The 14,273-nt window shown below is 73.6% G+C and carries 9 protein-coding genes; 6 read left to right on the plus strand and 3 right to left on the minus strand.

All coding sequences use genetic code 11. The features are described 5' to 3' along the window. Nucleotides 1–85: 85 nt before the first annotated feature. Both HW130_RS27350 and HW130_RS27355 read right to left on the minus strand, forming a co-directional pair. Nucleotides 86–1,675, minus strand: coding sequence for an NADH-quinone oxidoreductase subunit NuoF family protein (locus HW130_RS27350; RefSeq protein ID WP_177152405.1), 1,590 nt, complete (start codon nucleotides 1,673–1,675; stop codon nucleotides 86–88). Further along, nucleotides 1,672–3,264 carry a ferric reductase-like transmembrane domain-containing protein gene (locus tag HW130_RS27355; protein ID WP_177152406.1) on the minus strand — a complete coding sequence of 531 codons (1,593 nt, stop codon included), beginning with the start codon at nucleotides 3,262–3,264 and terminating at the stop codon, nucleotides 1,672–1,674. The genes HW130_RS27350 and HW130_RS27355 overlap by 4 nt, the downstream gene beginning before the upstream one ends. 416 nt (nucleotides 3,265–3,680) lie before the next feature. Between HW130_RS27355 and leuS the strand changes: the two genes are divergently transcribed. The 6 genes from leuS to HW130_RS27385 all read left to right on the plus strand — a co-directional run bounded on the left by leuS (nucleotide 3,681) and on the right by HW130_RS27385 (nucleotide 13,869). Beyond that, the gene (gene leuS / locus HW130_RS27360; protein ID WP_177152407.1) at nucleotides 3,681–6,533 is read left to right on the plus strand and encodes a leucine--tRNA ligase; all 2,853 of its coding nucleotides are present in this window, start codon (nucleotides 3,681–3,683) and stop codon (nucleotides 6,531–6,533) included. A 108-nt stretch (nucleotides 6,534–6,641) separates the two neighbouring features. Continuing rightward, nucleotides 6,642–7,415 carry a hypothetical protein gene (locus HW130_RS27365; protein ID WP_177152408.1) on the plus strand — a complete coding sequence of 258 codons (774 nt, stop codon included), beginning with the start codon at nucleotides 6,642–6,644 and terminating at the stop codon, nucleotides 7,413–7,415. Between the two features lie 111 nt (nucleotides 7,416–7,526). Next, nucleotides 7,527–8,372, plus strand: a complete 846-nt coding sequence (locus HW130_RS27370) for a DegV family protein (RefSeq protein ID WP_177152409.1) — start codon at nucleotides 7,527–7,529, stop codon at nucleotides 8,370–8,372. 1,101 nt (nucleotides 8,373–9,473) lie between these two features. Beyond that, nucleotides 9,474–10,139, plus strand: a complete 666-nt coding sequence (locus HW130_RS37080; protein WP_375256592.1) for a helix-hairpin-helix domain-containing protein — start codon at nucleotides 9,474–9,476, stop codon at nucleotides 10,137–10,139. Next, nucleotides 10,136–12,829 (plus strand): ComEC/Rec2 family competence protein, encoded by a 2,694-nt coding sequence (locus HW130_RS27380; protein ID WP_177152411.1) that lies wholly within the window; start codon nucleotides 10,136–10,138, stop codon nucleotides 12,827–12,829. Before HW130_RS37080 ends, HW130_RS27380 begins: the two co-directional genes overlap by 4 nt. Nucleotides 12,830–13,041: 212 nt before the next feature. After that, on the plus strand, nucleotides 13,042–13,869 hold the full coding sequence (locus HW130_RS27385; RefSeq protein ID WP_177152412.1) for an arylamine N-acetyltransferase: 828 nt from the start codon (nucleotides 13,042–13,044) through the stop codon (nucleotides 13,867–13,869). 114 nt (nucleotides 13,870–13,983) lie between these two features. Here the strand turns inward: HW130_RS27385 and HW130_RS27390 are convergent, their stop codons facing one another. Beyond that, complete coding sequence (locus HW130_RS27390) at nucleotides 13,984–14,226, minus strand: hypothetical protein (protein ID WP_177152413.1); 243 nt, start codon at nucleotides 14,224–14,226, stop codon at nucleotides 13,984–13,986. Nucleotides 14,227–14,273 lie beyond the last annotated feature (47 nt).

Genomic DNA, 14,273 nt, shown 5'->3' on the forward strand with positions numbered 1-14,273 from the left:
AGGAGTTCAATTCTCCTTAGCTCCACAGAAGAAGAAGCGGGCCACCCGGATCGGGTGGCCCGCTTCTTCGTGTCGGTGCGTTCGGTCAACTCCGGCCGCTGCCAAGGGCCTTGCGGTTGCTGCTGGGCAGCGCGGGGCGCGACGGCTCCGGCGCGGGGGCGGCCACCTGCTCGATCCGCATCGCGAGCGCCGGGCAGCGGCGCACGGCACGCTGCGCGCGCCCGCGCATGTGCATCGGGACCACCGCGTCGGCCACCGACGGGTAGCCGTCCGGGTTGAGCCGGATCAGCTCCGGGATGATGTCGGCGCACAGGCCGTGCCCCTGGCAGAGCGTCCAGTCGATGAAGACCTTCTCGCCGCTGGGAATGGACTCCTCCGCCTCCTCGTAACCGGGCAGCGGAAGCGGCAGCACACCGGTCACCGGCCGACCGCAGCCGCCGTCCAGCACATGGGCCGCGAGGTCGTCGGTGAACGCGGACAGGGTGGATGCGAAGAAGCGGGCCGATCCATCGGGGTGCTTGCACGCGCCGCGGCCCTTCACCGCTCCCGTCACCTCCCGCAGCGCCTCCAGTGCCGCCGGGCCGCCGCCGTTGATCACGTCGGCCAGACCGCCCGCCGCGGCCGGCAGGCCGAGCTTGCAGGGGCCGCACTGGCCGGCGGTCTCCGCGGCGAGCCAGTTGGCCACCCGCAGCGACTCGCCCAGGGGGCAGGTCTCCGGTCCGATGGGCAGGATCGCCCCCGCGCCCAGGGCGCCCCCCACGGACGCCAGGGACGCCTTGGAGACGACCGCCTCGTGCACGGCGACCGAGTCGATCCAGTTGCCGTGGTAGCCGCCCGTGAGCACGCCCTGCGGCAGCGGCGGCGCACCGGCCAGCTGGAGCACGTACCGCAGCGGGACGCCCGTGGGCACCTCGACGACCATGGGGCGCGAGACCGCGCCGGAGATCGTCAGCATGACCGTGCCGGGCTCGGAGTCCAGGCCCGTGTGGGCGTAGCGGCGTGAGCCGATGCGCGCGGCGACGGCGAGCTGCGCGAACGTCTCGGCGTTCGACAGCAGTGTCGGCGCGCCGCCGACACCGGAGTCCGCGGCGCGCACCCGGCGGCCGGGCGGCAGCGCGGGGCCGCCGTTGACCGCGCGGATGACGGAGGACGCCTCTCCGGAGACCATCCGCTCCGGCGTGCGCACGACTCTGGCGCGCAGCTGCTGACCGCGCCGGTCGCTCAGGCCGCGTTCGGCGAGCGCGGCGCGCATCGAGACCTCCGTGGAGTTGCGGGTGACCGCGACGACCAGGGTGCGTGCGCCGAGCGCCTCGGCGGCCAGCAGCGCACCGTCGAGGATGAGGTGCGGCGCGCGGTTGAGCAGCACCGTGTCCTTGCGGCAGGCCGGTTCGCCCTCGCTGCCGTTGACGACGACGACGGGCCGTACGCCGCGCCGGATCGCCGACTTGGCGACGGCGCGCAGCTTCTTGCCGAACGGGAACCCCGCGCCGCCGCGGCCGGTCAGCGATATCTCCTCGGCCAGCTGGGCCAGCCGCTCGCCGCTCACCGGCTCCAGCGGCCCGTGGACCTTCAGGTGCATCTGCAGGTCGAGGCGTTCGACCAGGTCGAAGCCCTGCGTCAGCTGGGGGAGCCCGACGACGCGGACCTCGGGGACGTCGGGGAGCGGGGCGTTCACGGTCGTTCTCCTGCGGGTGCGTTCCAGGGCTCTCCGGCCGGCGGCTGGAAGAGAGGCCCTGGCATCGGCGCTGTCTCGTCGTACGCGGCGGGGCCGCCGATTCCGTACGCGGAGCGGTCGTCGTACGGGGGCGGTGACGCGGCCTCGTCCGCACCGCCGACCCCGTAGGAGGCGGCGGTGGTGTCGTATGCCCCGGGGGTGTCGTAGGCCGCCGTGGAGCCGTAGGACGGCGTGGTGGCGCCGTACGCGGGCGGGGTGTCGTAGGAGGGTGCCGGGTCGAACAGTGGCGGGGGAGGGGTGTCGTAGGAGGGGGCGGGGTCGAACGGCGGCGGTGGCGGGGTGTCGTAGGAAGGGGCCGAGTCGAACAGTGGCGGGGGCGGGGTGTCGTACAGCGGGGATGCCGGCTCCGGGCGTACGGCCTGGGCCGGCGGAGGCGGCGAGGGGGTGGGCCAGGTGCCCGGACGGGGTCCCGTCTCGGACACCACGGGTATCTCCTCGGTCATCGGCACGCGCTCGGCGAGCGGGGCGGCGGCGTCGGCCGCCAGGGACACGGCCCGGTAGGCCGCGGCCATGCCGGGGCCGCGGCCGGTGCCGGAACCGCTGGGGACCACCGTCGGCTCGGCGTCCGGCGGCGGAGGGGCCTCGTAGAGCTGCGGCGAGGGTGCGGCCAGCCGGGGCGGCTGCGCGCGCGCCTGTTCGAGCGGCGTCTGGAAATCCTGCTCGTACGGGCGCTGCGACGGGATGCCGTTCGCCCTGTCCATGCGGTCCATGCGGTCCATGCCGGCGGATACGGGCGAGCGCCCCGTCCCGTTCAGTCCGCCCGCGCCGGGCAGCGGCGACATGATCGGATCGCGCTGTGCCTGCTCGTCGGCGGTGGGCGGTCCGCCGTCGCCGACGCCGGTCAGGGACATGATCCGGGCGGCGACGCGTCGCTGCACCGGCCGCGGCAGCAGCCGGACCGACACCGCGGCCGCCACTCCGAGCAGGGCCAGGCAGTACATGGTGACGACCCAGGTCGCCGCCGGGCGACCCGCGTAGAGTCCGTGGACGAGGGCGAAGCACCAGGCCGGATAGGCCAGCATGTGCAGCGGCCGCCAGCGGCCGGCGACACGGACGTTGCCCGCAAGCGCGCTGCGGAGCGCTCCGGTCGTGGCGGCGACCACCATGAGCAAGCCGGCCAGCGAGCCGAAGCCGATGAGGGCGGAGGTGCCCGTGACCCCGAGCCCGAACGGGATCAGCGCGCCGATCACCGCCACGTGCCCGAGCGAGACCTTCACGGTGGCGTGCAGCAGCAGGAAGCCGAGCGAGGCGACCGCGGTCGTTCGGTGGATGCCCTGGGCGAGCAGACGGTGGCGCGGGGAGAGGAGGACCCGGTCGGTGGCGATCAGACCCCACGCGACGGATGCGGTCAGCGACACCAGGGACAGAACCCCGGTGGTGAAGTCGAGCGCGGCGCGAAAGCTGTCGCTGCCCCCGATGGCGAGCACGGGGATGAGGATCAACGCGGCCGTGTAGAGGCCGCCTTGCACCGGGCGGCCGAGTCCGGGCTCCGGGCCCGGCGACAAACGCTGTTTGAGACGAGGGTTCATGGGGCGACTCCGAATGGTGCGGGAAAGCTGTCCCGTTGACGCACTCTAGGTCGACCCATACCGCCCGGTACGAGGTTTCAGGGTTATTCCCGGGGAAGCAGCGGCAACTGACCCGGGGGTTGCCCTGTATAGGGTCGATACGCGGAGTAAGGCGGATCCATGATCGCGCACGAGCCGCCGACCGGCCGGTCACGGGCGCCGTGGACGGCGAATGCGGCCCCTTCCCCCGCTGCGGTACCCTGACGCCATGCGTGCCGTACGCCTTCTGCTTAGCGAGCCGCGCTGATCAGTCCCGGCGGATGAAAGACCCGTCGGAATCGGCGCGGCGTCCCCTCCTGTGCGAGGGGATTTTTCATTTCGTCACCGGATGAATCAGCGGCAGCTGGCAGAGACGATCGATGGAGCTTTTAAGGATCATGAGCGAGATGACTTCTGCTGCCGAGGCAGCAGCCCCGCATCGTTATACGGCTGCCATGGCGGCCGACATCGAGGCACGCTGGCAGGACTTCTGGGACGCCGAGGGGATCTACGAGGCGCCGAACCCGAGCGGTGACCTGGCCGGCGACCCGGCCGTGGCCGCTCGCCCCAAGAAGTTCATCATGGACATGTTCCCGTACCCCTCGGGTGCGGGCCTGCACGTCGGTCACCCCCTGGGCTACATCGCCACCGATGTCTTCGCCCGCCACCAGCGCATGACCGGGCACAACGTCCTGCACACCCTGGGCTTCGACGCCTTCGGCCTGCCGGCCGAGCAGTACGCCGTACAGACCGGCACGCACCCGCGCGTGTCGACCGAGGCGAACATCGTCAACATGAAGGCGCAGCTGCGCCGGCTGGGTCTGGGCCACGACAAGCGCCGTTCGTTCGCCACGATCGACCCGGACTACTACAAGTGGACCCAGTGGATCTTCCTGCAGATCTTCAACTCCTGGTACGACCAGGAGGCGAAGAAGGCCCGCCCGATCGACGAACTGGTCGCGCTGTTCGAGAGCGGTGAGCGGTCCGTGCCCGGCACGCGCGCGTGGAGCGAGCTGAGCGCCAAGGAGCGCGCCGACGTCCTGGGCGAGTACCGCCTGGCGTACGCCTCGGAAGCGCCCGTCAACTGGTGTCCCGGCCTGGGCACGGTGCTGGCCAACGAGGAGGTGACGGCCGACGGCCGCTCCGAGCGGGGCAACTTCCCCGTCTTCAAGGCCAAGCTGCGCCAGTGGAACATGCGTATCACCGCCTACGCCGACCGGCTGCTGGACGACCTGGACGCGCTGGACTGGCCCGAGGCCATCAAGCTGCAGCAGCGCAACTGGATCGGACGCTCCGAGGGCGCCCGCGTCGGCTTCTCCGTGGACGGCCACGCGGACGCGAAGATCACCGTCTTCACCACCCGCCCGGACACGCTGTTCGGCGCGACCTACATGGTGCTGGCCCCCGAGCACGGCCTGATCGACTCGATACTGCCCGCCGAGTGGCCCGAGGGCGTCAAGGAGTCGTGGACGGGCGGCGCGGCCACGCCGGCCGACGCCGTCGCCGCGTACCGCAAGCAGGCCCAGACGAAGAGCGACGTCGAGCGGCAGACCGAGCACAAGGACAAGACCGGAGTCTTCACCGGCGCCTACGCGCTGAACCCCGTCACCGGCACCCGCATCCCCGTGTTCGTCGCCGACTACGTGCTGATGGGCTACGGCACCGGCGCCATCATGGCCGTGCCCGGCCAGGACGAGCGCGACTGGGAGTTCGCCGAGGCCTTCGAGCTGCCGATCATCCGCACCGTCCAGCCGCCCGAGGGCTGGGAGGGCGAGGCGTTCACCGGCCAGGGGCCGGCGATCAACTCCGCCAACGACGAGATCTCGCTGAACGGTCTGGCGGTCGCCGAGGCCAAGAGCCGGATCATCGAATGGCTGGTCGCCAAGGGCATCGGCGAGGGCACCGTCAACTTCCGGCTGCGCGACTGGCTGTTCAGCCGCCAGCGCTACTGGGGCGAGCCGTTCCCGATCGTGTACGACGAGGACGGCGTCGCGCACGCCCTGCCGGAGTCGATGCTGCCGCTGGAGCTGCCGGAGGTCGACGACTACTCGCCCCGCACGTTCGACCCGGACGACGCCGACACCCAGCCCGAGACGCCGCTGTCCCGCAACGGCGACTGGGTCAACGTGACGCTGGACCTGGGCGACGGCCCGAAGAAGTACCGCCGCGAGACCAACACCATGCCCAACTGGGCGGGCTCGTGCTGGTACGAGCTGCGCTACCTGGACCCGCACAACAGCGAGAAGCTGGTCGACCCGGCCATCGAGCAGTACTGGATGGGCCCGCGCGAGGGGCAGCCGCACGGCGGTGTCGACCTGTACGTGGGCGGTGCCGAGCACGCGGTGCTGCACCTGCTGTACGCCCGGTTCTGGTCCAAGGTGCTGTTCGACCTGGGGCACGTCTCGTCCGCCGAGCCGTTCCACAAGCTGTACAACCAGGGCATGATCCAGGCGTACGTCTACCGGGACAGCCGCGGCTTCCCCGTGACGGCCACCGAGGTCGAGGAGCGCGACGGGAAGTTCTTCTTCGAGGGCGAGCCCGTCAAGCGCGAGCTGGGCAAGATGGGCAAGTCCCTGAAGAACGCGGTCACTCCGGACGAGATCTGCGCGGAGTACGGCGCCGACACCCTGCGGCTGTACGAGATGGCGATGGGCCCGCTGGACGTGTCGCGGCCGTGGGACACGCGTGCGGTCGTCGGCCAGTACCGCCTGCTGCAGCGGCTGTGGCGCAACATCGTCGACGAGTCGACCGGCGAGGTCACCGTCGTCGACGCCGAGCCCGATGAGGACACCCTGCGTGCCCTGCACAAGGCCATCGACGGCGCGGGCCAGGACCTGGCGGCCATGCGGTTCAACACGGCGATCGCCAAGGTCACCGAGCTGAACAACCACCTGACCAAGACCGCCGGCCCGCTGTCGCGCTTGGTCGCCGAGCGGCTGGTGCTGCTGATCGCCCCGCTGGCCCCGCACATCGCCGAGGAGCTGTGGCGGAAGCTGGGCCACACCGACTCGGTCGTGCACGCCGACTTCCCTGTCGCCGACCCGGCGTACGTCGTGGACGAGACCGTGACCTGCGTCGTGCAGATCAAGGGCAAGGTCAAGGCGCGTCTGGAGGTCTCCCCCTCGATCACGGACGCGGACCTGGAGGCGCTGGCCCTGCGCGACGAGGCGGTCGTCGCGGCGCTGGGCGGTGCGGGCATCCGCAAGGTCATCGTGCGGGCGCCGAAGCTCGTCAACATCGTTCCCGCGTAGCGGGACCGGGGGTCTCCCCTAGGGGCAGGTCGAGGGTTGTGGTGGAACCCTCGGCCTGCCCTTTCCGTTTACCGTGGGAGGAACGAGAACCGATGCCGGAGGGCGTTCATGGATGCCGGAGCCGTAATCACGATCCTGGCGCTGCTTTTCTTCGCCTTCGTGGCACTGGGGGTGTATGTCGCCGCGAAGGTGGTGGGCGCGGCCAAGCGCGGCGTCGAGCGCACGGTCACCCAGGCGCGGCGCACCGTCGAGGACACCACACTGCGGGCGAAGAGCTACGGACAGGGCGGCGTGAGCGGCGAGCTGGCGCAGCTCCGGCTGGCGCTGCGCACATCGATGCGGGCGACGCAGGAAGCGCTGCAGGCGGGCGTGGCGGAGGATGCGTCGCTCTCCGAGTCGCTGGCGCTGTTCCGGCGGCTGAGCGCCCACGGACAGGAGCTCGACGCCGAGCTCAAGCGGCTGGAGCGCGAGCCCGACAGGGCGACGGTGGCCTCGCTCCTGCCGGGCCTGCGCGACCGCACAGAGCGGATCACGCATTCCGCGGAATCGCTGCGCTGGGCGGCGAGAGACCGTGCGAGCAAGTTCGCCGAGGACGATCTGGACATCCTCAGCGCGCAGATCGACATGGAGGCCGGTGCGCTGCGGCACTGGTCGGCCGAGGCACCGGGCTCGGGTCCGGACCACGACGCGGGCCGCGTCGCGGACGCCGGCGGCGCCGCATCGCGGGCCCCCGGTGCGCCGGCCGAGCAGTCCTGGGCGGAGCCGGATCAGGCCCCGGAGCAGTCGGCTCCGGGGCAGCCGCAGGCCATCACGGCACGGGACCCTCGGCAGCAGACCGCCTATCCGTGGCAGAAGTCCGCCCACCCCGAGACCTCCAACTGATCAGGGACGGCCGGCCGAGCCGCCCTTCGGGCCGTTCTCCTGCGCGCCTCGGAGGAATGCCGGGCAGGGCCGGGCTGCCGCCCGGCACCTGCTGCGGGTAACCTCCCGCTCATGTCCCGCCATGTCGCTATCGTCACCGATTCCACGGCCTACCTGCCGCCACAGATGATGGAGCGGCACAGCATCACCACGGTCCCCCTGACCGTCGTGCTCGGCGATCGGGCGCTGGAGGAGGGCACGGAGATCTCGGCGCGCTCGCTGGCTCTCGCGCTGCAGAAGCGCCGGCCGGTGACCACGTCCCGGCCCAGCCCAGAAACGTTCGTGCGGACGTACCGGGCCATCGCCGAGGCCGGTGCGACCGGGATCGTGTCGCTGCACCTGTCGTCCGAGTTCTCCGGGACCTACGACGCCGCGGTGCTCGCCGCGAAGGACGCACCCGTGCCGGTGCGGGTCGTCGACACGGGCATGGTGGCCATGGCGCTCGGCTTCTGCGCGCTCGCCGCAGGAGAGGCGGCGGAGGCGGGCGGTTCCCTGGACGAGGCCGTCGCGGCGGCCGAGAAGCGCGCCGAGGGCACGTCCGCCTACTTCTACGTCGACACCCTCGACTATCTGCGCCGCGGCGGCCGGATCGGCGCCGCGCAGGCCCTCCTGGGTTCCGCGCTCGCCGTGAAGCCGCTCCTGCAGCTCGAAGGGGGCCGGATCGAACCACTGGAGCGGGTACGGACCGCCTCGCGCGCCATCGCCCGGCTGGAGGAGATCGTCGCCGAGCGGGCCGGTGCGGCTCCGGTGGACATCGCGGTCCATCATCTCGCGGCACCCGAGCGGGCCGCGGCGCTCGCGGACCGACTGCGCGACCGGGTGCTCGGACTGGCCGACCTGCATGTGAGCGAAGTGGGCGCGGTGATCGGTGCCCATACCGGGCCGGGCCTGCTGGGAGTTGTGGTCTCGGCTCGTTGAGGGACCACCGCCGTATGCGCCGAGACGGCGGTGCCGTGGGCGAGTTGCCGGCGGTGGTCGCCGCGCTGCCGCAGCGGTGGTCACTCGGGGGAGTGGCCGAGATGTCCACAACCGGTGGTCTGTCCACAGGAATTGGGCCTGTTCAGCGGATTCGGGCACATGTGCCTACCGTCCTGTGGCATGACTCTTCGATCACGTTCCGCGACGAGTGGACCCGGCCGTGCACCGGCCTCCGACGGGCGCACGCGCCACGGGCACCACGGCCGCCTGCGCCTCGCCTCGAGGGGCCGTCACCGCGCCACGGGAAGTCCTGACGCACGAACCTCCGGAGCCGACCCGGCCGGCAGGGCCGGGCCGCTGCGGGACCGGTTTCCGGAAGCGGGTGCGGGGCCGCCCGGCGGTGTGCGTCCGGTGAGGGGGCGTCCGACGGCGGGGACCGGTCCGCTGCCCGGGATGAGTGCGGGAGTTGCTGCGGGGGCGCCCGGTGGGGCGGGGACCGCGGTGGGTGCGGGGCCGCCTGCCGTGGCGCGTCCGGTGACGGGGCGTCCGCCGTTGGGAGCGCGCGCGGATCGTGGCGGCACGCCGGCCGGGGTGGTGCGTTCCGGTTCCGGCCTGGACCGCGGGGCAGCCGGGGGATGGGGCACCGTGGGCGGGGCCGCATCGAGGGCCGGTGAGCCGACCGCTGCCGCGGACCGCCGTCCTCTGCGGCCAGGGCGGATGAGGGGCGGCCGGGCGTCGACCGCAGGCGCCGCCGCCGTCCGCCGGAGGGCCGACGCACTGTTCGCCGGAGTCCGGTCCGCGGCGGGACCGGACCCCGCGACGCGCACCATCCCGTCGGCTCCCGAGCCCCCGGCCCGTCCAGGCGTCCCGGCGAGGCGTGCCCCGTCCCCGGGCCCCGACGCCTCGGCGTACCGGTCCGTCCCCGTCGCGGCGGCCCGTGCCGCCGCGGCGGAGCTGCGCCCACCCTCCCACGGCGGCGGACGGCGCGGTCCCGGCGCGGACGGGGCAGCGACGGGGGCGGGGGACGGGGCCGATGCCGGCCGCGCAGCCACAGGACCGCGCAGCGCAGCGCGGTGGCTCGCGCTGCGCGAGCGTCTGCCCGTGTGGGTGCAGCTCAGGTGCGGGCTCGAACCGCGGACGCTCGCCGCCCTGGCCGTCGTCCTCGTGGTCGGCGCCGTCTTCGCGGCCCAGCACTTCTGGGCGGGGCGGCCGCAGGCGGTACGGGCCCCGGAGGTGGTCCAGCAGGGCGCCGCGCAGCCGCCGCCGGACCCCGTCGCGGAATCCGTGCCCGCGTCCGGTGCCCCCGCGCCCGCCGAGGCCCGGCCGTCCGCACGGATCGTGGTGGACGTGAGCGGCAAGGTCCGCAGGCCGGGCGTGCTGCGCCTGCCCGCCGGTTCCCGGGTGGCCGACGCGCTGGAGGCGGCCGGGGGAGTGACGACGGGGACGGACGTGACGGGCCTCAACCGGGCACGTGTGCTGATGGACGGGGAGCAGGTGGTGGTCGGTGCGCCGCCGTCCGTCGCCGGGGCGGGGCCGCCCGGCGCGACGGGTACCGGCCCCGTCGGGGCGGCGACCGGCCCGATCAGCCTCAATACGGCAACCGCCGAGCAGTTGGAGACGCTGCCGGGCGTGGGCCCCGTTCTGGCCCAGCACATCATCGACCACCGCACCAGAAGCGGAGGCTTCCGCTCGGTCGACGAGCTGCGCGAGGTCAACGGGATCGGCGACCGGCGGTTCGCGGATCTGCAGAACCGGGTGCGGCCATGACACGTGCGGCCGTTCACGTCGTGTCGCGGAACCGGCTGGGCGAGGCGGCACCGCGTCAGGAGGGACCCGCCGATCTGCGTCTCGTCCCTCCCGCCCTGGCGGCCTGGGCAGCGGCGGCGCTCGCCGTCGCCGCTCCGGGCCGGTGGACGGCGACGGGTGTCGCCGTATGCATCGTGACGGCGGGCACGATTCCGCTCGTGCTGGTCGCATGCGGGCGGTGGAGGGCCCGAGCACCGTCGTCGCATGTCTCCGGGGGAGACAGCACGCATCGGCTGCTCGGCGCTGAGGGTTCGCGCTGGTGGCTCCACGAGGACGGTTTCCCGCGGCGGTCGGCCGCGGACGGCTCACGCCTGAGGCTCGACGGGGACGGCTCGCGCGGGCGGCTTGATGGGGACGGCTCGCGCGGGCGGCTGGAGGGGGAGGGCTCGCGGCTGCGGCTCAACGCCACCGCCGTCGTCGGCGTGCTGCTGTGCGCTGCCGCCGCGGCGGCCTCAGCGGGGCTGCACAGTGCCGACGTGCGCCGGGGGCCGCTGCCCGAGCTCGCCCGTCAGCGTGCTCACGTGACACTGGAGTTGACCGTCACCTCGGACCCGAGACCCGTGCGGCCCAAGGTCGTCGGCAACCGGATGGCGCCGGGAGCGACCGTGCTGAACGCCGAGGCGACGCGGGTGACGGGACCGGGCGGCGTCACCACCGGCACACGGACGCCGGTCCTCGTGATGGTGCCCGCGGGCGGAGCGGTCGCGGACTGGCGGCGGCTCCTGCCCTCGACCCGGCTGCGGCTCGCCGGCCGGCTCGTACCGCCGCTCCGGCCGGACGACCCCATCGCCGCCGTGCTGCGCGCCCAGGGCTCAGGGCCACCGCGGATCACCGGACCACCCACCGCCCTCCAGCGCATGGCGGGCGACCTGCGCGCCGGGTTGCGCGCGGCCACCGACGATCTGGCGCCGGACGCCCGGGCCTTGCTGCCCGGCTTGGTCGTCGGCGACACCTCCCGCGTGGCGGAGGATCTGCACGAGGCGTTCGAGGCGACGGACCTGACGCATCTGCTTGCCGTGTCCGGCAGCAACCTCACCATCGTCCTCATCCTGCTGATCGGCCCACCCGGCAGGGCACTGCTCGCGGAACGAGGCGGCCTCGCACCCAGGTTGGGCATCACCCTGCGCGGCACGGCCCTCCTCGCAGGCGCGCTCACGCTCGCGTTCGTCGTCGTGTGCCGGCCGGAGCCCAGCGTGCTGCGGGCAGCGGCCTGCGGGCTCGTCACCCTGCTCGCCATCGGGACCGGCCGCCGCAGATCGCTCGTCCCCGCGCTGGCCGCCGCCGTGCTGCTGCTCGTGCTGTACGACCCGTGGCTGGCGCGGAGTTACGGCTTTGTGCTGTCCGTGCTCGCCACGGGGGCGCTGCTCACCGTCGCACCCGGGTGGAGCGCCGCTCTCCAGCGGCGGCGCGTGCCGCCACGGCTCGCCGAGGCCCTGGCCGCGGCCGCCGCGGCACAGGCCGTCTGCGGGCCTGTGGTGGCGGTCTTCGCCGCCCGCGTCAGCCTGGTCGCGATCCCCTGCAACCTCGTCGCCGAAGTCGCCGTCGCGCCGGCCACGGTCCTCGGCTTCGCCGCGCTGGCGGCGGCGCCGGTGGCGATACCGGTCGCGGAGGTGCTGGCTCGCTGCGCGGGGTGGCCGGCCGGCTGGATCGCCTCCGTGGCGCGGACCGGCGCGGCGCTGCCCGGTGCGGACGCCGGCTGGCCGCGCGGCTGGACCGGCGGGCTGCTGCTGGCGGCGGTCACGGCCGTGGTGCTGCTCCTGGTCCGGCGGCTGCCACGCCATCCGCTGGCAGGCGCGCTGTGCGCACTGCTGCTGCTCCTGGTGGTGCTGCGCCCGCCACCGATCACCGGAGTCATCAGCGGCTGGCCGCCGCGGGAATGGGACTACGTGATGTGCGACGTCGGACAGGGAGACGCCACCGTCCTGGCGGCCGGGAGCGGTACGGCCGTGGTCGTGGACGCGGGCCCCGACCCGGAGCTGGCGGACCGCTGCCTGCGGGAGCTCGGCGTGACAAGGATCCCGTTGCTCCTGATCACGCATTTCCACGCCGACCATGTCGCCGGGCTGCCCGGCGCGCTCAGAGGAAGGAGCGTCGGGATCATCCAGACGACGACCCTCCAGGAGCCTGCCGGGCAGGCTGAGTTCGTCCGGCGCATCGCCGCGACGGCCGGGGTGCCCGTCGCGCGCGCCGCACCGGGCGAGCACCGCCGCACGGGCGGCATCGACTGGCAGGTGCTGTGGCCGGACGCCGGGGCGGGTCTGAGGCCGCAGGGCCCGAACGACGCCAGCGTCGCCCTGCTGGTCCGCGCGGCGGGCGGTCTGTCACTGCTGCTCCTCGGCGACCTCGAACCGCCCGCCCAGCAGGCGCTGCTGCGGGCGCATCCGGTGATACCGCGGGTGGACGTGCTCAAGGTGGCCCATCACGGCTCGGCGTACCAGCACCCCGCGCTGCTTGCGGAGGTCCGGCCGAGGCTCGCGCTCATCAGCTGTGGCCGCGACAACCCGTACGGTCACCCGGCGCCGGGGACCGTCGGGCTGCTGCGGTCCCAGGGAGCGATGGTGCTGCGTACGGACCGTGATGGGGCAATCGCGGTGGCTGGAGCGGGCCCGCGCCTGCGGGTCACGACCCGCGCGGGGCCCGGTGGGTCCTAGGCCGGGGCCCGACCCGAACGGGCGCGGCGGCGGCTCCGGGCCGGGGCCAGAGGGGCCCTGCAGGCAGCGAAGGCCACGCACCGGCCGCGGGTCCCAGAAGCCCTGGGTCCGGAGACCGACGCGTTCCGCCGGGAGGCCCGGGACCGTACGCCGCCGCCGCTCCGACCTGCGGCGCATGGCGTGGCGGCGCGCGACCGACGAGACTGCCCGACATGGGAACACCAGGACAGGAGCGACAGCCGCCGCCCGTGCTCTCGTCGCAGACCGTGGACGCGTACCTGCGCCGGATCGGCGCCGACCGACCGGCGCGGGCCGACGCGGCGGCCCTGCGCGAGCTCCAGCTGCGGCATCTGCGCACGGTGCCGTTCGAGAATCTGTCGATCCACCGGGGCGAGGACATCGTCCTCGCCGACGAGCTGCTCGTCGCCAAGGTGGTGGAGGCCCGGCGGGGCGGTTTCTGCTACGAACTCAACGGCGCGTTCGCGGCGTTGTTGCGCGCTCTCGGCTTCACCGTGACGCTCTACCAGGCGCGTGTCTTCGGGAACGGCGGGCGGCTCGGCATTCCGTACGACCACCTCACCCTGCGCGTGGAGACGGTGGACGGCAGCGGGCCGTGGCTGGCCGACGTCGGGTTCGGGGACCACAGCCATCATCCGCTCGCGCTGGACGACAGGGAGGACCAGCAGGACCCGGCCGGTGTCTTCCGGATCATGGCCCGGGCGCAGTACGGGGACCTCGACCTGCTGCGGGACGGCAAGGCGCAGTTCCGGATCGACACCCGGCCGCGTGACCTCACCGACTTCGAGGCCGGGGCCTGGTACCACCGCACGTCGCCGGCCTCGCAGTTCACCCGCTCCCTCGTCTGCTCGCGGCTGACTCCCGAAGGCCGCGTCACCCTGAGCGGACGCAAGCTGGTGGTCACCGCCCACGGTGAGCGGCACGAGCGGCAGCTGTCCGGCGACGCGGCGGTACTGGCCGCGTACGAGGAGCATTTCGGGCTGGTGCTCGACCGGATTCCGCCCGATCCGGCAGCCGGCTGAGGCGACGCCGCAGGTCCGATCCGGCCCTGACGGCGTACCGTCCCGCTCGCCCTGCTGTGCGGCCCGGCGCGGAGGAACCGCAGGCGGGCCGCCGCCCGGCCTCCGCGCCCTCGGTCACGGCGCCTCGAGCCAGCCCTCGTACCCGGCGGCGAACTCGTCGAGCGCGCTCGCGTCCAGGCGCCCCTCGGGGTCCTCCACCACGACGAGCCACTGGGCGTCCTCGGCGTCGTCCTCGCCGGCCAGCGCGTCCCGCACCAGCTGCGGTTCGTCCGTGACGCCGAAGCGTTCCGCCAGCTCCTCGGCCGCTTCCTCGGCGGCGTCGCGGTCGGGCAGCACCAGTACGTGTCGTTCGTTCACCGGCCCATTCTCCGGTATGCCGCGGGACGCGCCGGAGGGTGTCAGTG

The organism is Streptomyces sp. PKU-EA00015 (assembly GCF_013387495.1).
GTDB lineage: Bacteria > Actinomycetota > Actinomycetes > Streptomycetales > Streptomycetaceae > Streptomyces.